The 21,845-nt window shown below is 65.6% G+C and carries 27 protein-coding genes; 16 read left to right on the top strand and 11 right to left on the bottom strand.

The features are described from left to right. The first annotated feature begins 71 nt into the window (after nt 1-71). The 7 genes from JL101_RS14060 (at nt 72) to era (ending at nt 6,631) form a co-directional block, all read left to right on the top strand. The gene (locus tag JL101_RS14060; protein WP_203095731.1) at nt 72-2,240 is read left to right on the top strand and encodes a RelA/SpoT family protein; all 2,169 of its coding nucleotides are present in this window, start codon (nt 72-74) and stop codon (nt 2,238-2,240) included. A gap of 170 nt (nt 2,241-2,410) precedes the next feature. Next, a complete protein-coding gene (locus tag JL101_RS14055) occupies nt 2,411-2,920 on the top strand; it encodes a DUF2062 domain-containing protein (RefSeq protein ID WP_203095729.1) in 510 nt (169 codons plus the stop codon). After that, nucleotides 2,917-3,675: a pyridoxine 5'-phosphate synthase gene (locus JL101_RS14050; protein ID WP_203095727.1), complete on the top strand. Its 759-nt coding sequence runs from the start codon at nt 2,917-2,919 to the stop codon at nt 3,673-3,675. The genes JL101_RS14055 and JL101_RS14050 overlap by 4 nt, the downstream gene beginning before the upstream one ends. A 4-nt stretch (nt 3,676-3,679) precedes the next feature. Then, complete coding sequence (gene acpS / locus JL101_RS14045) at nt 3,680-4,117, top strand: holo-ACP synthase (protein ID WP_203095725.1); 438 nt, start codon at nt 3,680-3,682, stop codon at nt 4,115-4,117. Between the two features lie 70 nt (nt 4,118-4,187). Next, nucleotides 4,188-4,928, top strand: a complete 741-nt coding sequence (lepB, locus tag JL101_RS14040; protein ID WP_228435452.1) for a signal peptidase I — start codon at nt 4,188-4,190, stop codon at nt 4,926-4,928. Nucleotides 4,929-4,938: 10 nt separating this feature from the next. Continuing rightward, complete coding sequence (gene rnc, locus JL101_RS14035; RefSeq protein ID WP_203095721.1) at nt 4,939-5,700, top strand: ribonuclease III; 762 nt, start codon at nt 4,939-4,941, stop codon at nt 5,698-5,700. Next, a complete protein-coding gene (gene era, locus JL101_RS14030) occupies nt 5,693-6,631 on the top strand; it encodes a GTPase Era (RefSeq protein ID WP_203095719.1) in 939 nt (312 codons plus the stop codon). Before rnc ends, era begins: the two co-directional genes overlap by 8 nt. On the opposite strand, the gene JL101_RS14025 is transcribed toward era, so the two are convergent. Beyond that, entirely contained in the window at nt 6,619-7,470 is an 852-nt protein-coding gene (locus tag JL101_RS14025) for an amidohydrolase family protein (RefSeq protein WP_203095717.1), read from the bottom strand. The two genes, era and JL101_RS14025, sit on opposite strands and share 13 nt — an antisense overlap. Before the next feature lie 313 nt (nt 7,471-7,783). Between JL101_RS14025 and JL101_RS14020 the strand changes: the two genes are divergently transcribed. Then, entirely contained in the window at nt 7,784-8,005 is a 222-nt protein-coding gene (locus JL101_RS14020) for a hypothetical protein (RefSeq protein ID WP_203095715.1), read from the top strand. Nucleotides 8,006-8,053: 48 nt separating this feature from the next. On the opposite strand, the gene JL101_RS14015 is transcribed toward JL101_RS14020, so the two are convergent. Next, a complete protein-coding gene (locus JL101_RS14015) occupies nt 8,054-8,371 on the bottom strand; it encodes a hypothetical protein (protein ID WP_203095713.1) in 318 nt (105 codons plus the stop codon). Between the two features lie 154 nt (nt 8,372-8,525). On the opposite strand from JL101_RS14015, the gene JL101_RS14010 reads away from it, so the two are divergent. Beyond that, nucleotides 8,526-9,107, top strand: coding sequence for a TetR/AcrR family transcriptional regulator (locus JL101_RS14010; RefSeq protein WP_203095711.1), 582 nt, complete (start codon nt 8,526-8,528; stop codon nt 9,105-9,107). Between the two features lie 68 nt (nt 9,108-9,175). Next, on the top strand, nt 9,176-10,285 hold the full coding sequence (locus tag JL101_RS14005; RefSeq protein ID WP_203095708.1) for an alkene reductase: 1,110 nt from the start codon (nt 9,176-9,178) through the stop codon (nt 10,283-10,285). A 3-nt stretch (nt 10,286-10,288) separates the two neighbouring features. Here the strand turns inward: JL101_RS14005 and JL101_RS14000 are convergent, their stop codons facing one another. The 4 genes from JL101_RS14000 to JL101_RS13985 form a co-directional block, all read right to left on the bottom strand. Next, on the bottom strand, nt 10,289-10,549 hold the full coding sequence (locus JL101_RS14000) for a hypothetical protein (protein WP_203095706.1): 261 nt from the start codon (nt 10,547-10,549) through the stop codon (nt 10,289-10,291). Between the two features lie 159 nt (nt 10,550-10,708). After that, nucleotides 10,709-11,182: a metal-dependent hydrolase gene (locus JL101_RS13995; protein WP_203095704.1), complete on the bottom strand. Its 474-nt coding sequence runs from the start codon at nt 11,180-11,182 to the stop codon at nt 10,709-10,711. Between the two features lie 213 nt (nt 11,183-11,395). Further along, the gene (locus JL101_RS13990) at nt 11,396-11,644 is read right to left on the bottom strand and encodes a hypothetical protein (RefSeq protein ID WP_203095702.1); all 249 of its coding nucleotides are present in this window, start codon (nt 11,642-11,644) and stop codon (nt 11,396-11,398) included. Between the two features lie 132 nt (nt 11,645-11,776). After that, on the bottom strand, nt 11,777-12,688 hold the full coding sequence (locus JL101_RS13985) for an aldose 1-epimerase (protein WP_203095700.1): 912 nt from the start codon (nt 12,686-12,688) through the stop codon (nt 11,777-11,779). 137 nt (nt 12,689-12,825) lie between these two features. Between JL101_RS13985 and xylB the strand changes: the two genes are divergently transcribed. Together xylB and JL101_RS13975 are read left to right on the top strand one after the other, a co-directional pair. Further along, nucleotides 12,826-14,301 carry a xylulokinase gene (xylB, locus tag JL101_RS13980; RefSeq protein WP_203095698.1) on the top strand — a complete coding sequence of 492 codons (1,476 nt, stop codon included), beginning with the start codon at nt 12,826-12,828 and terminating at the stop codon, nt 14,299-14,301. A gap of 68 nt (nt 14,302-14,369) precedes the next feature. After that, nucleotides 14,370-15,191 (top strand): class II glutamine amidotransferase, encoded by an 822-nt coding sequence (locus JL101_RS13975; protein WP_203095696.1) that lies wholly within the window; start codon nt 14,370-14,372, stop codon nt 15,189-15,191. A 40-nt stretch (nt 15,192-15,231) separates the two neighbouring features. On the opposite strand, the gene JL101_RS37105 is transcribed toward JL101_RS13975, so the two are convergent. The 3 genes from JL101_RS37105 to JL101_RS13965 all read right to left on the bottom strand — a co-directional run bounded on the left by JL101_RS37105 (nt 15,232) and on the right by JL101_RS13965 (nt 16,676). Next, on the bottom strand, nt 15,232-15,318 hold the full coding sequence (locus tag JL101_RS37105; protein WP_456115347.1) for a small membrane protein YohP: 87 nt from the start codon (nt 15,316-15,318) through the stop codon (nt 15,232-15,234). A gap of 29 nt (nt 15,319-15,347) precedes the next feature. Beyond that, nucleotides 15,348-16,280: an allantoinase PuuE gene (gene puuE, locus JL101_RS13970; protein WP_203095694.1), complete on the bottom strand. Its 933-nt coding sequence runs from the start codon at nt 16,278-16,280 to the stop codon at nt 15,348-15,350. Between the two features lie 189 nt (nt 16,281-16,469). Beyond that, nucleotides 16,470-16,676: a hypothetical protein gene (locus JL101_RS13965; protein ID WP_203095692.1), complete on the bottom strand. Its 207-nt coding sequence runs from the start codon at nt 16,674-16,676 to the stop codon at nt 16,470-16,472. Nucleotides 16,677-16,986: 310 nt separating this feature from the next. Between JL101_RS13965 and JL101_RS13960 the strand changes: the two genes are divergently transcribed. After that, on the top strand, nt 16,987-17,241 hold the full coding sequence (locus JL101_RS13960) for a hypothetical protein (protein ID WP_203095690.1): 255 nt from the start codon (nt 16,987-16,989) through the stop codon (nt 17,239-17,241). Between the two features lie 24 nt (nt 17,242-17,265). Here the strand turns inward: JL101_RS13960 and JL101_RS13955 are convergent, their stop codons facing one another. Both JL101_RS13955 and JL101_RS13950 read right to left on the bottom strand, forming a co-directional pair. Then, nucleotides 17,266-18,435, bottom strand: coding sequence for a ChaN family lipoprotein (locus JL101_RS13955; protein WP_228435451.1), 1,170 nt, complete (start codon nt 18,433-18,435; stop codon nt 17,266-17,268). 88 nt (nt 18,436-18,523) lie between these two features. Beyond that, nucleotides 18,524-19,123, bottom strand: coding sequence for a PQQ-dependent catabolism-associated CXXCW motif protein (locus JL101_RS13950; protein ID WP_203095686.1), 600 nt, complete (start codon nt 19,121-19,123; stop codon nt 18,524-18,526). A 174-nt stretch (nt 19,124-19,297) separates the two neighbouring features. On the opposite strand from JL101_RS13950, the gene JL101_RS13945 reads away from it, so the two are divergent. The 3 genes from JL101_RS13945 (at nt 19,298) to JL101_RS13935 (ending at nt 21,695) form a co-directional block, all read left to right on the top strand. Beyond that, nucleotides 19,298-20,062 carry an ABC transporter ATP-binding protein gene (locus JL101_RS13945; protein WP_228435450.1) on the top strand — a complete coding sequence of 255 codons (765 nt, stop codon included), beginning with the start codon at nt 19,298-19,300 and terminating at the stop codon, nt 20,060-20,062. 71 nt (nt 20,063-20,133) lie between these two features. Continuing rightward, a complete protein-coding gene (locus JL101_RS13940) occupies nt 20,134-20,886 on the top strand; it encodes an SDR family NAD(P)-dependent oxidoreductase (RefSeq protein WP_201070058.1) in 753 nt (250 codons plus the stop codon). Nucleotides 20,887-20,957: 71 nt separating this feature from the next. Continuing rightward, nucleotides 20,958-21,695, top strand: coding sequence for a hypothetical protein (locus JL101_RS13935; RefSeq protein ID WP_203095682.1), 738 nt, complete (start codon nt 20,958-20,960; stop codon nt 21,693-21,695). Nucleotides 21,696-21,845: the final 150 nt, after the last annotated feature.

The following is a 21,845-nucleotide window of genomic DNA, read 5'->3' as shown; positions in this document are numbered from 1 at the left end:
CGCGGGAGGATCGCCGTACGAGTGTGCGAGATCGAATTCATGACGCCGTCGTTTGCCGCGGGTGAGGGGCGATGATCCGGCAGTACGAACTTGTCGAGCGCGTCAAGGCGTATGATCCGGGCGCGGATGAGGACGCCCTCAACCGCGCTTACGTCTTCTCGATGCGTGCCCATGGTTCGCAGACGCGGGCCAATGGCGACCCCTACTTCTCGCACCCGTTGGAAGTCGCCGGCATCCTCACCCAGATGAAGCTGGACAGCGCTTCGATCGTGACGGCCCTGTTGCACGACACGGTCGAGGACACGGTCGCGACCCTGGAGGACGTGCAGCGCCTGTTCGGCGCCGATATCGCCAAGCTGGTCGACGGGGTCACCAAGCTGTCCCGGATCGAGCTCCAGAACATCGAGACCCAGACCGACCAGGCCAAGCAGGCGGAGAATTTCCGCAAGCTGGTGCTGGCCATGTCGGAGGACATCCGGGTCCTGCTGGTCAAGCTGGCCGACAGAGTCCACAACATGCGGACGCTGTCGTACCTGCGCGACCCGGAGAAGCGGAAGCGGATCGCCCGCGAGACGCTGGAGATCTATGCGCCGCTGGCCGAACGCATCGGCATCCACAAGATGAAGGACGAGCTGGAAGACCTCTCCTTCGCCGAGCTGAATCCCGACGCCCGGGACAGCATTCTCGCCCGCCTGGCTTTCCTGCGCACGTCGGAGGGCGGGCTGGTCGGCCGGGTCCTCGACGAGCTGCGTTATACCCTTGCCGAGCACGGCCTGCCCGACGCCACGGTCACCGGGCGGGAGAAGACGGCCTACTCGATCTGGCGCAAGATGCAGCGCAAGAACGTGGCCTTCGAGCAGCTCTCCGACATCATGGCGTTCCGCGTCATGGTCGACTCGGTCGAGCAGTGCTATCAGGCCCTGGGCGTCATCCATGCCCGCTACCCGGTCGTGCCGGGCCGCTTCAAGGATTACATCTCGACTCCCAAGCCCAACGGCTACCGCAGCATCCACACCTCGGTGATCGGGCCGGAGCGCCAGAGGATCGAGGTGCAGATCCGCACCACCGACATGCACGAGGTGGCGGAACTGGGCGTCGCCGCCCATTGGGCCTACAAGCAGAACCACCAGCGCACCGAGGGGCGCCAATACCGCTGGCTGCGTGAGCTGCTCGATATCCTGGAGCATGCCCAGAAGCCCGAGGAGTTCCTGGAGCACACCAAGCTGGAGCTGTTCCAGGACCAGGTGTTCTGCTTCACCCCCAAGGGCGACCTGATCGCCCTGCCGCGCGGCGCCACCCCGGTCGATTTCGCCTATGCGGTCCACAGCCAGATCGGCGATACCTGCGTCGGGGCCAAGGTCAACGGGCGGATGCTGCCGCTGCGGAGTCAGCTCCAGAACGGCGACCAGGTGGAGATCTTCACCTCCAAGGCCCAGACGCCGTCGCCGACCTGGGAGCGCTTCGTCGTCACGGGCAAGGCGAGGGCGCGGATCCGCAGGTTCATCCGCACCCAGCAGCGCTCGCAGTACATCGATCTCGGCAAGGCCCTGCTCCAGAAGCTGTTCCGGCAGGAGGGCTACGAGTTCTCCGACAAGGCGGTCGAAGGCGTCGTGAAGATCTTCCAGGCGTCCTCCGTGGACGACCTGTTCGCCAGCGTCGGCGCCGGGCTCCAGTCGGCGCGCGAGGTCTTCAACGCGGTCTTCCCCGGCCACAAGCCGGCGTCGGAGCGGGACGACAAGGTCGTTCCGATCAGCCGGTCCACCCGGCACAAGCACAAGAAGGACATCCCGCTCCCGATCCGCGGCCTGATACCGGGCATGGCGGTCCATTACGCGGGATGCTGCCACCCGCTGCCGGGCGACCGCATCGTCGGTATCGTGACCACCGGCAAGGGCGTCACGATCCATACGATAGACTGCGAGACGCTGGAGAGCTTCAGCGACACGCCGGAACGCTGGATCGATGTCGGTTGGGACAGCGGCGGAGAGGCGGCCGAGGAGCATGTCGGCCGCATCAACGTCATCATCGCGAACGAGGCGGGCAGCCTGGGAACCCTGTCCACCGTGATCGGAAAGAACGGCGGCAACATCACCAACCTGAAGATCACCAGCCGGAACACGGACTTCTTCGAGATGCTGATCGACATCGACGTCAAGGACGTGAAGCATCTGACCAACATCATCGCGGCTCTCCGGGCAACTCCGGTGATCAATTCGGTCGATCGGGCACGCGGACGGTGACTGAACGCACCGCCGGCTCCATATAGGACGAAGACGGGGGGCGGAAGCGCGCCTCCGGCGCTGTATCCGCTGTCCCCCGTCGCAACGCCGTCCTGTCCAGACAGACTGATCCGCTCCCAACCATGTTCCGCCGCCGAACCAAGCATGCCTTCCACCATCGAATCCGCGACATGTTCTGGCCGCGCGCGGGATGGCGCCGCTCCTCGGCCTACGTGGGTCACCGGATCGGCCGGCTTCCGGGAACGCCTTACTCCATCGCGGCCGGCTTCGCATGCGGAGCCGCCGTCTCCTTCACGCCTTTCATCGGCTTCCACTTCCTGCTCGCGGCAGGTCTCGCCCTGATCCTTCGCGGCAACCTGCTGGCGTCGGCGATCGGGACCGTCGTCGGAAATCCCTGGACTTTTCCCGGCATCTGGTTGGCGACGTACCGTGTTGGGGCTATGGTGTCCGGACACTCGCACGGAGGGGAAGTGGCTGTCCGGCACCTGACCCTGACGATGATCCTCGATCATCCGGGACAGGTGTTCCTGCCCATGGTCATCGGCGGCACGCTGCTGGGGATCGTCGCCTGGTTCCTGTTCTTCTTTCCCGTACGCGCCGCGGTATCCGCCTATCATGCCCGGCGTGTCCTGCGGCGCACGAAAAAGGCGCGGCACCGCAAGCTGGAGCTTGAAGTATGATACGCACCCTGCGCCTCGGCGTGAACATCGACCATGTCGCGACGGTCCGGAATGCCCGGGGCGGCAGGCACCCGGATCCCGTTCGCGCCGCCCGCGCCGCGGCGCAGGCCGGGGCCGACGGCATCACGGCCCATCTGCGCGAGGACCGGCGCCACATCACGGACGACGACATCGAACGGCTGGTCGCGGAGATCGACCTCCCCCTGAACCTGGAGATGGCGGCGACCGCGGAGATGGTCGCCATCGCCCTGCGCCACCGGCCGCACGCCGCCTGCATCGTTCCCGAACGGCGGGAGGAGCGGACGACCGAGGGCGGGCTCGACGCGGCCGGCAACCGCGATGCGCTCGCCCCGATGATCCGGGACCTGGGCGCCGCCGGCATCCGGGTGTCCCTGTTCGTAAACCCCGATCCGGTCCAGCTCGATGCCGCCGCGGCGCTGGGCGCCTCGGTGGTCGAGCTTCACACGGGAGCCTATTGCGACGCCGAGGCGGACGATGTCCGCGACCAGGAGCTGGAGCGCATCCGGACTGCCGCCGCCCATGCAGAGCGGATCGGCCTGGAGTGCCATGCGGGCCATGGCCTCGCCTTCGACACCGTCGGCCGGGTCGCGGCCATTCCGACGATCGTGGAGTTGAACATCGGGCACTTCCTGATCGGCGAGGCGGTTTTCGGCGGGCTGGACGGGACCATCCGGCGGATGCGCGCATTGATGGACCGTGCGCGGTCCGGTGCCGACGACCGGCGCGGTGCGTGACGCCATGATCCTCGGCATCGGCAACGACCTGATCGACATCCGGCGCATCGAGCGCACCCTGGAGCGTTACGGCGAGCGGTTCCTGGACCGCGTCTTCACCGAGGTGGAGCGGCACAAGTCGGACCGGCGCAACCAGCGCGCCGCCAGTTACGCCAAGCGGTTCGCCGCCAAGGAGGCCTGCGCGAAGGCGCTCGGCACCGGACTGAACCGCGGCGTCTACTGGCGCGACATGGGCGTGGTGAACCTGCCGGGCGGACAGCCCACCATGTTTCTGACCGGAGGCGCCCTGGAGCGCCTGAAGCAGATCACGCCGCCGGGCATGTCACCCGTGATACATCTCACCTTGACCGACGACCTTCCTTTGGCGCAAGCCATCGTCATCATATCCGCCGTGCCCGCCGGTGAAGCCGTCCTGGACGGCTCCTCCACCCCTCGAACCTGACCGCCACGGAGCAGCCGCCCCCGGGTGGCGTCACGCCATGACAGAATTGACGAGAAAGCAGACAGAATCGATGCAGAAGAACAAGAGCGGCGGCATCGGCGAGACCATAAAGACGGTCGTATACGCCGTCGTGATCGCGTTCGGCGTCCGGACTTTCGCCTATGAACCGTTCAACATCCCGTCAGGATCGATGATCCCGACGCTTCTGGTGGGCGATTACCTGTTCGTCTCGAAATTCTCCTATGGCTACAGCAAGTACACGGTCGCCTTCGGCGCGCCGCTGTTCGACGGTCGTCTGCTCTACACCAAGCCTGAGCGCGGCGACGTCGCCGTGTTCAAGCTGCCGCGGGACAACAAGACCGACTACATCAAGCGCATCGTGGGGCTCCCCGGCGATCGGATCCAGGTGATCGGCGGCGTACTGCACATCAATGGGGAAGCGGTGAAGCGCGACCGCGTGGAGGACTTCGTCACAACCGACCAGTTCGGCCGCCAGATCCGAGTCGCCCAGTACATCGAGACGCTGCCGAACGGTCGTCAGCACCGCATCATCGAAGAGAGCGACAGCGCCTCGCTCGACAATACGCCCGTGTACGTGGTTCCGGAGAACCATTTCTTCGCCATGGGCGACAACCGCGACAACTCGCTCGACAGCCGGGTCGGCGCGATGGTCGGGTTCGTCCCGGTCGAGAACCTCGTCGGGCGGGCCGAGTTCCTGTTCTTCTCGATCGACGACGATGCCCGCTTCTGGGAATTCTGGAAATGGCCGTGGGCCGTGCGATTCGACCGTATTTTCGACGGCGTGAACTGAGGGGGACGGCATGTCCGCCATCGGCAGCGAGCAACAGAACGGTCAGCCCGGTCCCGGCGATCTGGCCGAACTCGCGGACGCCCTCGGGCATCGGTTCAGGCAGCCGGACCTTCTGGTGGACGCGGTGACCCATCCCAGCGTCAGCGGGATGGAACGCCTGGGCAGGCGGCCGGGCAGGGCGGCTATTCCGGGGCTCGCCTACGAGCGCCTGGAGTTCCTGGGCGACCGGGTCCTTGGACTGGTCATCGCCAACTGGCTGCTGGAGCGATTCCCGGGCGAGCGCGAGGGCGCGCTGGCCCGGCGTCTGGCCAGCCTTGTCCGTTGGGAGACCCTGAGCCAGGTAGCGGCCCAGTTGGACCTCGGCCGTTACCTGCGGCTCTCAACCGGCGAGGCGGAGTCCGGCGGACGGACCAACGGCACGATCCTGGCCGACTGCTGCGAGGCGGTGATCGGCGCGCTGTACCTGGATGGCGGTCTGCCCGCCGCCGAAACCTTCATCCGCAGCCGCTGGGCCGACCAGATCGACCGGACGGCGTCGCCGCCGCAGGACGTCAAGACGGCGCTCCAGGAATGGGCGCAGGGGCGGGGAAAGCCCTTGCCGGTATACGAAACCTTGGGCCAGTCCGGCCCGGACCACAGCCCGCAGTTCGAGGTCAGGGTGCATCTGCAGGGCTTCGAGCCCGCCGTCGCCCAGGGCAATTCGAAGCGGGCGGCAGAGAAAGCCGCGGCGAGCGAGATGCTGCGCCGCGTCGGAGCACCGATCAATGAGTGACGAGACCGCTGAACAAGCGCAGGACCCTGTGCCCGAACATCCGCGCTGCGGCTTCGTGGCCCTGGTGGGGGCGCCCAATGCCGGCAAATCCACCCTGCTGAACACCATGATCGGCGCGAAGGTGTCGATCGTCTCGCCGCGCGTCCAGACCACCCGGACCCGGGTGCTGGGTATCGCGACCGAGGGCGACTCGCAGGTGATCTTCGTGGACACCCCCGGCATCTTCGCGCCCAAGAAGCGGCTGGAGCGCGCCATGGTCGCCGCAGCTTGGCAGGGGGCCGGCGATGCCGATCTGGTGGTGCAGCTGGTCGATGCCGCGCGGAAATCGATCGACGCCGATACCCGCGCCATCATCGCCAGGCTCAAGGACTCCGGCCGTCAAGTCATCCTGGCGCTGAACAAGATCGACCTGATCAAGCGGGACAAGCTGCTGGCGCTTTCCGCGGAGTTGAACGCCGAGGGCATCTACACCGATACCTTCATGATCTCCGCGGAGACCGGCAACGGCGTCGACGACCTGCGCAGGCATCTGGCGTCCCGCATTCCAGAAGGTCCATGGCACTTCCCGTCCGACCAGCTCTCCGACATTCCGATGCGCCTTCTGGCGGCCGAGATCGTCCGCGAGAAGCTGTTCCTCCAGCTTTACCAGGAACTGCCCTACTCGGCCACCGTCGAGCCTGAGGGATGGGAGGAGTTCGACGACGGCAGCGTCAAGATCTCCATGGTCGTCTTCACCGAGCGGGATAGCCAGAAGGCGATCATCCTCGGCAAGGGTGGCCAGCGGATCAAGCAGATCGGCGCCGCTGCGCGCGTGGAACTGGAGGAAATGCTGGAGCGCCGGGTCCACCTGTTCCTGCACGTCAAGGTGCGGGAGGAATGGACCAACGATCCCGAGCGCTACCGCGACTGGAACCTGGACTACAACGCGTAGAATTCGGCGGCGTTCTCCCTCATCAGGCGGCGCCGGTCCGCGCTGGAGCAGAACTGGGTCGCCCAGAGCACGGTCTCGATCCAGCGTGGATAGTCGGTAGCCAGGGTGCTGACGGGCCAGTCGCCGCCGAACATCACCCGGCGGAAGCCGAAGCATTCGATCACGTGGTCGATATAGGGCCGCAGGTCCTCGCGGTTCCAAGAGGCATGGTCCGCCTCGGTCGCCATGCCGGACAGCTTGCACCAGACGTTCGGCAGTTCGGCCATGGCCTGGAGGTCGGCCTGCCATGGGTCGATCAGCCCGGCCCGGATGCCCGGCTTGCCCGCATGGTCCAGAACGAAACGGACGTCGGGGCAACGCCTGACGAGGTCGACCGCCGCTGCCAACTGTCCATGGTAGACGCAGATGTCGAAGCTGAAGCCGTACCGGGGCAGCAGCCGGACGCCCTCGATGAAATCCGGCCTAAGGCAGAATTCCGGGTCGGGCTCGGATTGGATCAGCCGGCGGACACCCCGCACCAGGGGACGCTCGGCAAGCTTGTCCAGATGAGGTTCGACGGCACTTCCGAGTTCGAGGGGCGCCGACGCGACGATGGCGCCGATGCGCGGGTCGGTATGCGCCAGCCCGCTTACCCAGTCCGCCTCGGCAAGCCGATCCGCGGGAGCGGCGTCGACTTCGACGAATATCATCCGGTCCACCGGGATGGGACCGCAGGCGTCGGTGAAATCGGCGGGCAGGTGGGGACGGTTCAACGCCGGAATGCCGGCCATCCAGGGATAGCTCAGGACGGCGGGGTCATAGAGGTGCACATGGCTGTCGATGATCGGAAACGCGCCCATGATGCATCTGCCTCCCCCGGATTGCCGCAGATCCTAGTCGATCTTCGTTGTCAGGGCCAGGATTTAGCGGGCAGAAGAACACTGCCTCGTATCGAAAGAGGTAACCCTATAGCCAAGTGTTGTTGGAAAGGTCAAGACTTCGGCCGAACGGATTAGCAGGATCTACATTATCATATGCGGTATAAAATGGGGTAATCCCTAAACCAAACCCCGCCGTTAAACGATATTTACTTGTCGTTAAGATTCTGAGGTCAGTATTGCCTCGTGGACAGCAAGGCGCCACTTCGACAAACCTCTCACGAAAGAGCCGATCATGACCGACGTTCGCCGCTACACTGATCTTCGCCTCGCTCAATCCAGCCGCGTCCATGCCCGCCTGATCGAGCGATTCATTGAGGTCACGGAGTCCGAACTGGCCGGGCAGTCCGATCCCTTCGTCCGCGAGAGCCTTATGGACCTGCTGTCGACCATGCGCGACGATCGCCGCTGCTACGGCATGATCGGCGGCGTCATGGCCGTCAGCGAGGCTGCCTGAAACTCGAGATGGTTTCCGTGGCGCCGATGAAGCGGTGCCGGTGAGCCCTCAGGCGCCGGTCTCGCTTTCGGCAGCGGCGGCGAGTGCCATCAGCGGCACGAGCAAGCCAAGGCTGACCAGTCGCAGCCATCCCGCGGCATCGCCGGCCGGGGGCAGATAGCTGACTGCGGCAAGTGCCGCCATGGCGACGAACAGCAGGGGCGACAGCCGCCAATACAGCCTGTGCCAGCGCGACCGGCCAGGCGGCAGGAACAGGGCTTGGCGCAAGGACCGTTTCGGGTCCAGGGTCGTCTTCAGGAGCAGTATGAAGAGACACATCGCGACCGCGCTCGCGACGTGGGTGCCGTTCAGGTCGTAGTCCCCCATGGCCTCCTCCCAGCATCACCGTGTGCCTGGACTGTGGGGCGGAACCGGACTTGCGGACAAACGAGCAATTTTCATGACCCGCATAGATCCTTCTCATGCGGAGCGGGCACCTTTTTTTCTGGACTGTACGGTCCGGAACGCCCATGTATCGGTCATGGCGAGACCGCGCGAATTCAATGCCGACGAAGCTCTGGACCGTGCGCTGCACGTGTTCTGGACCAAGGGGTATGCCGGCACCTCGATGACGGACCTGCTGGAGGCTATGGGCCTCAGCAAGAGCAGTTTCTACGAGTTTTTCGGCAGCAAGCACGATGCCTTCATGGCGGCGTTGCGCCGTTACGGCGACCGCGAGGCTGCCCGCCTGGACGCCTGCGTCGGTTCGGGCGGGTGTGCCCGCCGCCTCATCGAGGTCCAGCTTAGGAGCGTGATTGAACGGCCCACGGCGGAAGGGGACCGGCGCGGGTGCCTGACGGTCAATTGCGCCGTCGAGCTTGCCCCGCACGATCCCGTCATAGAAACCGCCATCACCGCCCACCTGGACCGGATGGAGGAGCTGTACCACCGCCTGATTGCCCGCGGACAGGCGGACGGCGGCATCTCGGCCCGCCACGATCCCCGCACGCTGGCGCGGTATCTCGTCAATTCCCTCTGCGGCCTACAGGTCATGGCGAAAGCCGGCCGTGACCCCCAGGCCCTGGAGGACGTCGTCTCGACCACCCTCGAAGCCCTGGACTGACGCGATCCACCGTCAGCCCATTTCTGCGCAAATTCTGGACCAATCGGTCCGTAACCAAAGGAAGAACCATGAGCGAGAGCGATCTTTTCCATCCTGTCAAGCTGGGCCCCTATACCCTGGCGAACCGTATCGTCATGGCCCCGCTGACCCGCAGCCGCGCCAACAAGGAGGACGCCCCGTTCGCCCTGCATGCGCAATATTACGGCCAGCGGGCCACCGCCGGCCTGATCATCAGCGAGGCGACGCAGATCTCCCGCCAGGGCAAGGGCTACGCTTATACGCCCGGCATCCATAGCGAGGCGCAGGTTGCGGGCTGGAAGCAGGTGACCAACGCCGTGCACGCCAAGGGCGGCAGGATCTTCCTCCAGATGTGGCATGTCGGCCGTATCTCGCACCCGTCCCTGCAGGAGAACGGCGCCCTTCCCGTCGCTCCGAGCGCGATCAAGCCGGAAGGCAAGGCCTTCACGGAAGAGGGCTTCGTTCCCTTCGTCACCCCGAGGGCCCTTGACCTGGACGAGATCCCCGGCATCGTCGAGCAGTACCGGACCGCGGCTGGGAACGCCAAGCGCGCCGGCTTCGATGGCGTCGAGATCCATGCCGCGAACGGCTACCTGATCGACCAGTTCCTGCGCGACGGCACGAACAAGCGGACCGATGCCTATGGCGGATCGATCGAGAACCGCGCCCGTCTGATGCTCGAAGTGACCGAAGCCGTCGTCGGTGTCTGGGGCGGCGACCGGGTCGGCATCCGCCTGTCGCCGATCAGCCCGGCCAACGACATCTCGGACAGCGACCCGGATCCCGTGTTCACCTATGCGGTCGAACAGTTGAACCGTTTCGGCCTTGCCTACCTGCATCTGGTGGAAGGTGCCACCGGTGCCAGCCGCGAGGTCACCGGCCCGGTGGACCTGCGCAAGCTGCGGCGGATCTTCAACGGGCTCTATATCGCGAACAACCTGATCGACCGAGACAAGGCGATCAGGCTTCGCGAAACCGGCGAGGCCGATCTGGTCGCCTTCGGTCGGCCTTTCATCGCCAACCCCGATCTGGTCGAGCGCCTGCGCATCAACGCCCCGCTGAACGAGCCGGACCGGGACACGTTCTACGGCGGCGGGGCGGAAGGCTATACGGATTATCCCTTCCTGAGCGACGCCGAACGCCAGGCGGCGGCGGACTGAGTGTCAGGCCGCCTCGTCCAGGGCGACAGCCTGCCCGGCGTCTTCGCCGGGCAGGCTGTCCCTCAGGCCGATCCGGTAGTAGGACAGCCGTTCGCGCTGAAGCGTTTCGACATAATCGATCAGGCTGTCACGGAGAAAACCAGGCTCGCAGGCCTCCGCCCGGCTCAGCACCGTACCGATGTAATCATCGAGTAACATGATATGTACAAGTGCGGCGCGCATGGCGGTGCTGTCGTTGACGGTCTGCAGAGACTGGTCGGGCATTGAGTTCTCCCTAAGTGTTTTATGGTTGTCGGTCGGGCTTTATAGCAGGCATATGAGCTTCTTCCGACCCGGCACAAAGACTTCTATCCAGCTTCGTCTTTTTGTCATGCGGGCTACTGCAGTCGGCTTTGCTGCATCACACAATCTACGTTCGGATTTTCAACCGCAACTGCCCAGTGCCCGGGCAAAAAGCCACCCGGCGACGATCGTCACCAGCGCCTGCTCGGCGAAGGATCCGGTCCTGATCAGGGGAAACGCGAAGGTCCGCCGAAGCGGCCAAGCCAGACACAATCCGGCGGGCGTGATCAGGTCGGCTGCCAGATGGCTGGCATAGCCGATCACGAAGGGCAGGGTGTGGTGCCACTGCTGCCCGTCCCAGCGCAGCACGGCGATACATCCGACGACCGCAACGATCGAGTGGGTCAGTCCGCGGTGCCCGAACAGTTTCGACAGCGGAACGGAGATGAACTTCAAACGCCGTCCGACCCATGATTTCGGATGATCTATGTCGGGACCCAGCGAACCGGCGACGGCCAGCCCGAGCGCCACCGGGTCGAACAAGGGCAGGCCCATGCCGTGGGCAAGGTAAAGCCACGAGGCGGAGCCGATCAGGGCATGGGATCCCGCCATCATGGCGTTTCCCCGTTCCAGCCCTGCGGAGCCGCCCGACCACCCTGAGAAGACATCTGAACCGCACACGATAAAATATTGATTCAGTTCAGAGTCTATCGCATGTATCCACAGAACTAAAGCCGAACATCATGGCTTTTCGGTGTTCTTGGACTCAACTCGCGGGAAATGCCCCGGATCGATCGTGCCGCTCTTCCCGCGCAAGGGCGGAACGGGTCAGGACAGGAACGGGAACAACCCCATGATCGCGGCGACGACGCTGTCGTAGCAACTGAGGCTGGGGCTGAACATCACCGCCATGGCCTCGCCGCTCTTCCCGTCCATCACCAGTTCCAGCGCCGACATTCCGGCATCCCATAGTCCGGAGCAGCCGGACGAGACGGTGTTCGCCGCCGCGCCTGCGTCGCTGGCGAATTTCTCAAGGGTTTCGGCAGCCTTGCCGACGGGTTCGTTAGTTTCGCTCATGGTCACCCTCCAGGTGCATCGTGCAGATGAAGGGTCCGACATCACGAGGCGCGCGGGCGCCCGCCAGAGGGGCCCGGACCCCGATCAATGCCAGAGATGGGGGTGCGGACTCCCCGATCAATCCCCGCAGGATCAATCATCCGGTTCGACCGTGAAGGTGACGGAACCGCCGAAGGTGGCGCCCGGCGCCAACTCCGCGAAGCCGGTGCCGCGCTCGCCGGCGGCGGCCCGGTTGACGGCGTCGGTCATGTGGCTCACCGGTTCGAAGCAGAAGTAATCCTGGTTGTGCGGCACGTAGACGACGGCATGCCGGAACGGCGGCGTCGCCTCGATCAGGAGGCTCGTTCCCGAACCCGGCCACTCGATCCGCGCGCGGCCGTTCCAGCCGGTGAAGTTGTTGTCGAGCACCACCTCGTCCAGCGTGATCCCGTGGGGGAAATCCCAGGCGAGCGGCAGCGGCACCCGCTCGGTCGGGATATGGCCCTCGTCCCCGAGCCAGACGCCGTCGAGGTCCGCGGTCAGGCGGGTGCCGATCGGCTTCGGAAAGTAGGGATGGAGCCCGAGCCCGGCCGGCATCGGAAGATCGCCCGTATTCAGCAGTTCCATCGTCAGCGTCAGGCGGTCGCCTGCGAGTTCGAACCGCTGGGTCGCCCTGTAGGCATAGGGCCAGGTCCCGGCGGCGTAGTCAAATGTCAGCATCGCCGCGCTGTCGCCGTGGCTGGAAACCGTCCAGGGCGCCTGCCAGCCGTGCCCGTGGATCACGTCGGCGATGAACGGCGCGTTGGGCGGCAGGTTCACCGCGCGGCCCCGGAAGACGAAGTGACTGCCGGCGATCCTGTTGGAGAAGGGGACAAGGGGATGGCAGGACAGGTCGGCCGCCTCGCACCGGTCGATGGCGCCGGGCTGGGCCGGCCGCATCAGGTGGAGCGGCGGCAGATCTTCCCTGTGCAGCATCAGCCGGGTGATCGATCCTCCGCACTCCGGGCTGATCGCGCATTCCAGCGGGCCGTGGCGGAGGACGATCGTGCTTCCCGGTTCTGCCATGGCTGCCTCTCGGCTGACGTTGCGCCGTTGTGGTGAGTGGCGGATATGGCATAGCCTACCGGCAAATGAAAGGCGCGCCAGGGGATTGGCTCATGCAATAGCCCGGCGGCTCCATGGACGGGCAGGGAGGCGGATTCGTGTTTCTTGGGATCGATCTGGGCACATCGGGAGTGAAGGCGGTCCTGGTGGACACCGAACAGCGGGTCGTCGCCCAGGCGTTGGCGCCGCTCACCGTCTCGCGCCCGCATCCCCTGTGGTCGGAGCAGGATCCGGAAAGCTGGTGGCGTGCCACCAACGCGGCTGCGGCGGAACTGCGACGCGCCCATCCCGCGGAGATGGCGCAGGTGACCGGCATCGGCCTGTCCGGCCAGATGCACGGTGCCACCCTGCTGGACGGCCGGGACCGCGTCCTGCGGCCCGCCATCCTGTGGAACGACGGCCGAAGCGGTGCCGAATGTGCCGAGCTGACGCGCAGGATGCCGTCGCTTTCGGAGATCGCCGGCAACCTGGCCATGCCGGGCTTCACCGCGCCGAAGCTGCTGTGGGTCGCCAGGCACGAGCCCGAGGTTTTCCGCGAAGTCGCCAAAGTGCTGCTGCCCAAGGACTATGTCCGCCTGCGCATGACGGGTCGTTACGCATCCGATATGTCCGATTCGGCCGGGACCCTGTGGCTCGACGTGGCCCGGCGCCGCTGGTCGCCGGAGCTGCTGGCGGCGACCGACCTGGACGAGGGCGAAATGCCGGAACTGTTCGAGGGGTCGGAACCGACCGGCCTTCTGCTTCCGGAGGTAGCCTCCGCCTGGGGCCTGGGCGATTCGGTCGAGGTGGCGGGCGGCGGCGGCGACAATGCCGCCGGGGCCGCCGGCGTCGGCGTGCTGAAGCCCGGATCGGCCTTCCTGTCGCTCGGCACGTCGGGCGTCCTGTTCGTCGCGAACGCCGGATTCGCGCCCAACCCCGCGCGCGGAGTCCATGCGTTCTGCCACTGCTTCCCGGGCCTGTGGCACCAGATGTCGGTGATCCTGAGCGCGGCGAGCTGCCTTGCCTGGGTGACCCGACTTACCGGCGCCTCCAGCGAAGCCCAGCTTCTGGCGGAAGTCGAGGCCGCCGACCGCGACACCGGACCGTTGCTCTTCCTGCCTTACCTGTCGGGGGAGCGCACGCCCCACAACGATCCCGATGCCAAGGGCGTGTTCTTCGGGCTGAACCACGATCATGACCGCGCCGACCTCGCCCGCGCCGTGCTGGAAGGCGTGGCCTACGCCTTCGCCGACGGTCAGGACGTGCTGGCCGAGGCCGGCACGGAGATCGGCACCGTGTCCGTCATCGGCGGCGGCGCGCGGAGCCGGTTGTGGGGGCGTATCCTGGCCGACGTGCTGGGCCGCCCCTTGACCTATCACAAGGGCGGCGAGGTGGGGCCGGCCTTCGGGGCCGCCCGGCTGGCCCGTCTGTCGGTCACCGGCGAGGATATGGCGGCGGTCTGCACCGCGCCCGAAACCGATTTCGTGATCGAGCCGGACCATGCCGCGGCCGAGCGGCATGCGTCCAAATTGACACTGTACCGGGATATCTATCGCGGGCTCTCGGGTTTGTTCCGGGGTGGGGCATCGACATAATTCTGCCATGGGGTTAACCTTACCTCTTCCGGTCAACCCCACGATCCGAACACCTTCGCGGAGCTAGCATGTGCCGTTGGCTGGCCTATCAAGGCCGTCCGATCCCGATCGATACTCTTCTGTTCAAACCTGCCAATTCCCTGATCCACCAGTCGCTCGCGGCCCAGCGCGGACATGTCCCGACCAACGGCGACGGTTTCGGCCTGGGCTGGTACGGGCATCTTCGGAAGCCGGGCCTCTATCGGGATACGATGCCGGCCTGGAACGACCTGAATCTTCGTTCCGTGTCCGAACAGATCCAGTCGGGGCTGTTCTTCGCCCATGTCCGGGCGTCCACCGGGGCATCCACGGCCCGGGTCAACTGCCATCCGTTCCGCTTTGACCGCTGGCTGTTCATGCATAACGGGCAGATCGGCGGCTGGCCGGTCGTCCGGCGCGCGGTCGAGAACCTGATCGCCGACGACCTCTATCCGTTCCGCGAGGGCAGTACCGACAGCGAGGTGATCTTCTACCTGCTGCTGACCAACGGCGTTGCGGAAGATGTCCATGCCGCCTTCGCGCGGACGTGCCGCCAGATCGGGGAGGCCATGGCCGCCCACGGCATCATCGAGCCGCTCCGGCTGACCGCCTGCCTGACCGACGGCGAACGGCTGTACGCACTCCGCCATTCCAGCGACCGGGCCTCGCCGACCTTGTTCTATGCACTGGGGGGAGGCATCAGCGTCGACAAGGGCTGCTGCCGTTTCGAGAGCAGCCAGGGGGATGTCCTCGTCCTGTCGGAGCCGCTGGACGCCATAGAGGCGGTCTGGCACGAGGTTCCGGAGGGCCACATGCTGACGACGTCGGGGGGCAGGGTCGAACTGCACCCGTTCGATCCGACCCTGCGATGAGCCCGGGAGCCGGCGCTCGCCGTGAGCGCCGGCAGGATCGTCAGAAGATCAGCGCCAGCAGCCCGATCAGGACCAGGAGTCCGATCAGGAAGATGATGCCGATCGCGCCGCCCAGGAATCTCAACATCGTGGCTTGTCTCCTTATGTCGGCGGCGCTCAGCCGTTGCGCGGCAGGGCGCGGTACGGGTGCTGCTCGCGCCAGTGGTTCGCGATGTCGATCCGGCGGCAGATCCAGACACGGTCGTGGCTCTGGACGTAGTCCAGGAAACGGGCCAGGGCGGCGGCGCGGCCGGGACGTCCGACGAGGCGGCAATGCAGCCCGATGGACATCATCTTCGGCGTCTTGGCGCCCTCGGCATAAAGGACGTCGAAGCTGTCCTTGAGATAGCTGAAGAACTGGTCGCCGGAATTGAAGCCCTGCGACGTGGCGAATCGCATGTCGTTGGCGTCCAGCGTATAGGGAACGATCAGCTGCGGCTTGCCGTGGCTGTCGTCCCAATAGGGCAGGTCGTCGGCATAGCTGTCGGCATCGTAGACGAAGCCGCCTTCCTCGGCCACCAGCCGCCTCGTGTTGGGGCTGCAGCGGCCGAGATACCAGCCCAGCGGCCGGCTTCCGGTCAGCTCGGCGTGGATCTCGATCGCGCGCCTCATATGGTCGCGTTCGACGTCCTCGCTGATGTACTGGTAATCGATCCAGCGCCAGCCGTGGGTCGCGATCTCGTGCCCCGCCTCCATCATGGCGGCGACCGCTTCGGGGTTGCGTGCCATCGCCATGGCGACGCCGAACACCGTCAAGGGCAGGCGCCGCTCGCCGAAGATCCGCATCAGCCGCCAGAAGCCGGCACGGCTGCCATACTCGTAGATCGACTCCATGTTGATGTGCCGGACGCCCTGGAGAGCCTGGGCGCCCACGATTTCCGACAGGAACGCTTCCGACGCGGCATCGCCATGCAGAATGTTGTTCTCGCCGCCTTCCTCGTAGTTCATGACGAACTGGACGGCGATGCGGGCGCGGTTGGGCCACTGTGCATCCGGCACCTGGGCGCCGTAGCCGATCATGTCGCGCGGATAGCCTTTTTCGGTGGACATGCTTCCTTCTCCCAATACACGACCCGGTACATCGCCATGGGGCATGGCCCTGGGCACGACGTCACATCGAGGACGGGACATTAGTTCGATGTCGTCGGTTGTTCAACGTACGCCGTGGCCGGTCACCCGCCGGCGCATGTCGGGCCGCCGGATGGGGCGTCGGATCGGGAGAAAGGTACTGGCGGAGGATCAGGTGCCGGGTCGGTTTTCCAGTGGATCCGTTCCGATCTCGGCAGGCATGCCATGTGCGGACCCGCTGGAGCGCCTGGCCTCCGCCATCGCCCTGACCTGCCGTGCCTCTTCGACGACACGCCGCGACCGTTCGAAGGCGGCCTTGGCCCGCTCCATCAATGCCGCCAGACGCGGACTCAAGGCTCCGCGATCCGTATCTGTCATCAGTCCTCTCCTTGTGCAAAGGCAATAGGGGGACAGTTAGCCGGCCAAGTCTGTACGGTAACGGACGCATCCTGGAAAAAAAACTGCGGAAAACTCTATACTCTTCCACGAGCCCACCCATTGTACGAAACCGAACAGACGGAACTGTATTTCCCATGTCTGCTGCATCCTGGATGCTGATCCACTTGTAAGTCGCAGTGCGGATTCTACTCAAATACCTTGCTTGAACAATCGTGGGCGATGGTTTGACATTGGTATGTCCGGAGCCGCGCTGTCGGAGCGACATGTCGTCGGATATGAGAGAGCAACAATGATTACCAATGAATTCTTCGTAACGACCAGAGTCGGCAAATGGTACGTGGACAATGGGACGGAATCCCACGGTCCTTACCTGAGCCAGCGGGATGCCGTGGCCGATGCGATCGACGCGGCGAAGGCGGTGTCCGGCCGCAAGAAGCCGGCCGCAGTCCTGGTGAAACTGCCGGGCTCCAACGCCGAGGTTGTCTGGAGTTCGCGGGAGGAGCTGCGCGAAGCCAACGCCGCCAAGTCGGCCGTTGAGGCGTGATCCGGGGCGATTCGCGCCTGGATCTCAGGAAACCGGGAACTTGGCGACGATCTCCCTAGTGGACCCGTCCCGGCGCACGCTGAGCGGCAGCCATGTTCCCGGTGCCTGACGGTTGACGATGTCGATGAACTTGCCGACTTCGCTGGTCTTCGTGCCGGCGGCGGCGAGGATGATGTCCCCAGCCCTGAGCCCTGCGGTCTCGGCCACGCTGTTGCCGACCACCGACTCGATGCGCAAGCCTTCCTCCTGGGGAGAGAGGCTCACCCCCAGCCGCGGGCGCCAGGATCCCTGTTCCTCCGGATCGTCGGAGACGCCGAACACCGCGTCGGCAAGGCCGGCCTCGAGTTCCGAGCAGGGAATGCCCGCGCTCCAGGGCAACAGGACCATGCTGTTCCCGATGCCGAGGTCGGAGAGTTGGTGCGGGATACCGTGGCGACCCTCCATATGGCCCGCGCCGACGATGCCGACCACCGTCGCACCCGTGCGGCGGTGGGCGTCGGCGATCGCCTCCGCCATGGCGCGGTCCCAAAGGAGCTGGGCCTCCTGGAATCGGCGGAAGGAGGGATCCTCCCTCACGTCGCCTGTCCCGGGTTCGCGTCCATGGGCCGAGTAGATTTCCGCCAAGTTGTCGGTATAGGCCGAGGGTGCCGGGGCGGGATCGCCGACCCCCTCGCGGCCGGACGGCGGGATGCTGTTCCAGCCTTCCCGTCCCACGCGCGCCGTCAGCGCGCGGTCGACGTTCAGCGCGATAACCGGGATCCGGTGCATCCGGGCGAACTGGAGGATGGGCATGTACAGCGCGCTGTCATAACCCCACACGGTTCGCCAGTCGCTCTCGGCCAGGAATTCCTCCTCCGTCGTCCGGCCGGCGATCCATCGGTCCAGTGCCGGCTGGACCCTGCGCGGGAACATCTCCATCCCGATCACCAGCTCCGGCCGGTGGGCGTGCAAACCGGCCAGCGTGTGCAATTGCCAGCGATGATGCTCCGCGCTGTCGTGCCGCTCGCCCAGCAGCACCACGGGCATTCCGGATGCCCTGCGGAACAGCTCGGGCACGGCGATCGCGTCGCCGGCCGCCTTGTCCGCCGGTTCGATCCAGGCCCCTTGGGGAATGCAGGCGGAGGGGTTTCCGGCGGCTTCCGCCGGTCCGTCCGACCACGCCATGCATCCGGAAAGAAGGACGGCGACAGCCATCAGTTTTCGCACGGGCGTCATTCCTTTCGGGCCAGGCTTCGCGTACGCAGAGTCCGACATTTAGGTCCGGCTGATCCGCTGACCATGGTCAACCTGCGTCCAGGGGCACAGGGTCGACGAATTCGGTCGGCAGTTCGAACTGTTGCCACACGTCGATGCCGTCGCGGAACCAGTATACCCGCGTGTATCCCCAGGATAGCGCGCGCTTCGCCGCGTTCCACGACATCCAGCAATCGGTCACGCAATAGAACAGCAGGCCGGCAGCCTTGTCGCCCGCGGCCAGCCGTTCGAGATTGCGACGGAAATAGTCTTCGACGACGGGATCCGGCCGGCCCTCTCCGACCTCGGGGAGCCAGGTGCTGCCGGCGATCGCGACGTGGGGCTTCGCCACCAGCCATTTGCCCGAAATGCCGGGTGAAGCCGCTCTGGGAACCTTCATGACATCGATGAACAGCACGTTCCCGGCCTTGTGAAGCGCCTCGGCCTCCTCCAGGGAGACGGTCGCGGCTCCGGGCACATGGGACGGAACGGGAGCCCGGTAACGATCGAGGCGATAGCCGTCCGGCAGCGGTACTTCCGACCCGGGCCGCGTGTCGGCAGCCATTCCCGGGGCTGGTGCCGCCAGAAGACAACTCAGCAGCGCGATCGTCGACGCGAAGGCGCGCCCGGTCCGGCATGTCCGCTTCATCGATGCAGGCAATCACAGGGCGGGACGGTCGCGCCAGTGCCACGATAGTGCTATAGGCGATAGGGTGATAGAAGACTAAGGTTCGAGCTTGGTTTCGTCTGGTACGGTTTGATGTCGATCACCTTCGCCCGGACTCCCGACCTTGATGCTCTGTCCGGCTCGGCACCGGATGCAGTGCCTGACCTGTTGGTCGAAATCGACAGCAAGAGGTTTCCGGCGGTCGGCGACGCCCCCGCCCACGAGGCGGTGCGCGGGTTCCGGCTGGCGGCGCGCCGCGGCGAGTTCGTCGCGATGGTCGGTCCGTCCGGCTGCGGCAAGACGACGACGCTGAACATCGTCGCCGGCCTCGACCGCGATTTCAGCGGCCGGGTGCGGTTGCCCACGGCGGCCGGCCGGGACCGCCCGGTCCTCGGATATGTCTTCCAGAACCCCCGCCTGCTGCCGTGGCGCACAGTCCATCAGAATCTCGCGCTGGTGCTGGACCCCGCCCCCGACCGCGATCCGGGAGCCGAAGCCAGGATCGCGGCCTTGCTCGACGCCATGGACCTGACCCGCGTCCGGGACCAGTATCCCGGCCGGCTGTCCGTCGGCATGGCCAGACGGGCGGCGCTCGCCCGCGCCTTCGTCGTCCAGCCGGATCTGCTGCTGATGGACGAACCCTTCGTGTCGCTGGATGAACTGACGGCACAGCGGCTGCGGCTGTTGCTGCTTGACGTGTGGAACGCCCGGCCGACGACGGTCCTGTTCGTCACCCACAATCTCCGGGAGGCGATCCAGCTGGCGGACCGGCTCGTGCTGCTCTCGGCTCCTCCCACGCGGGTGCTTGCCGACCTGCCCATCGACCTGCCGCGCGCCGACCGGGGAGACGAGGCCGTCGTCGAAGCTTATCGCGCCGAACTGCTGGGGCGTGGCGGGCCGGCGTTCCAGCTGCTGGGATAGGGGGCGGGCCGGGGACGGGGGATCGCTTGGCCGGCTTTGCAGCGATCGGGTTGATGCGGTAATGTGGGGCCATGCCAGAGACGCCCGCATCCGAGAAACCGACCGTCATCCTGACCGGCGCCAGCCGGGGGATCGGCCACGCCACCGTGCAGCGATTCAGCGATGAGGGGTGGCGCGTGATCACCTGCTCGAGGGAGACGATCCCGGAGGACTGCAAGGCTGATCCCAACTGGACCCACCATATCGCCGCCGACCTGGGAGACCCGGACAGCCGCGCCGAGTTCGTGAAGGAAGCGAACCGGGTGCTGGGCGGTGGACCGCTTCATGCGCTGGTCAACAATGCCGGGGTATCGCCCAAGACGCCGATCAAGGAACGTCTCGGCTGCCTGAACGGCGACCTGAACGCCTGGCGGTCCGTCTTCGAACTGAACTTCTTCGCCCCGCTGGTCCTGGCCCGCGGCTTCGCCGCCTCGCTCGCCAAAGGCAAGGGCGCCATCGTCAACATCACTTCGATCGCCGGCCATGCGGTCCATCCCTTCGCGGGCTCGGCCTACAGCACGTCGAAGGCGGCACTGTCCGGCTTGACCCGTGAGATGGCCGTGGAGTTCGCCGACCTTGGCGTGCGGGTCAATGCGGTCGCGCCAGGAGAGATCGAGACCGCGATGCTGTCGCCGGAAACCGATATCCTGATCCCCCGCATTCCGCTTCATCGGCTCGGACAGCCGGCGGACGTCGCATCGGCGGTCTTCTATCTCAGCTCGCCCGCCTCCAGCTACGTGACCGGAACGGAGATATTCGTTACCGGCGGGCAGCATTTGTATTAACGAATACGCGTCTTTCCAACAAGTTTGACAATAGCGTCACATAACCGTCATGATTTGTTAACAAACGAATCATGAAGGGTGTGGCGGTGGCGTCGATCACGGAGAACAGCTCAAGAAATTCGCCGGACACTACTGCAAGCGGGGACACGTCGCACCGGTGGCTGGCGGCAGGTATTTCGGTTCCGGCGATCGTCGTCACATTGGCATTCCTCCAGAGTAGGTATACTTACGGGGAACTTCTCAACGATCCGGCCGACATCGTCGGTTACGACCCGTTCCTCGGACTGATCTCCACCCTCGGGCTGTTCTCCTGGGCCGCCGCAGCCGGGGTCGCCGTATTGGCGGCCGCAGTGCTCCGGGGCGCCGAGGATGCGCCGGCCCGCCGCTTCTTCAGGATCGCCGGTCTTCTCACGCTGCTTCTGCTGGTTGACGACGCCTTCATGCTCCATGAGCAGGTTTTGCCGAAAGGACTGGGCATTCGGGAGCGCTACATAAAGGTGGGGTACTTGGCGCTGGCGGCGGCGTTCGGCATGACATTCTTCAGGTTCCTGGTCCGCAACAACCCGATGCTGCTTGCTTCCGCAGTCGCTTTCCTCGCCGGCAGCGTCGTATTCGACAACCCGGCGCTCCTGAACGGGCTGGGACTGATGGAGTCCGAACTCGTTCTGTACATTGTGGAGGACGGCTGCAAGTTCACCGGGATCGTCCTGTGGTTCACCTGGATGTTGAAGACCGCAGCGGATTCGATCGGAAACCCGGCGGGGGATCGACCGCCGGTTCGGATAGGACCGGAACCCCCGGTCCCTTGAACTCCCGCACCCTGTTCAGCCCCGTGCCGGGAATGGCGCATCGTCGGCGGCGGCCTTGCGGGCGACGGCCGAACGGCGATCGGGATCGATGACGGTCCGCACGGCGTGAACGGGCAGCCATGAGCCGGGTTCTCGGTAAAAACCGCCCAT

It is taken from the genome of Skermanella rosea (assembly GCF_016806835.2).
GTDB lineage: Bacteria > Pseudomonadota > Alphaproteobacteria > Azospirillales > Azospirillaceae > Skermanella > Skermanella rosea.
The sequence above is the reverse complement of the archived record's forward strand: the minus strand, read 5'-3'. Positions and strand labels throughout refer to the sequence as shown.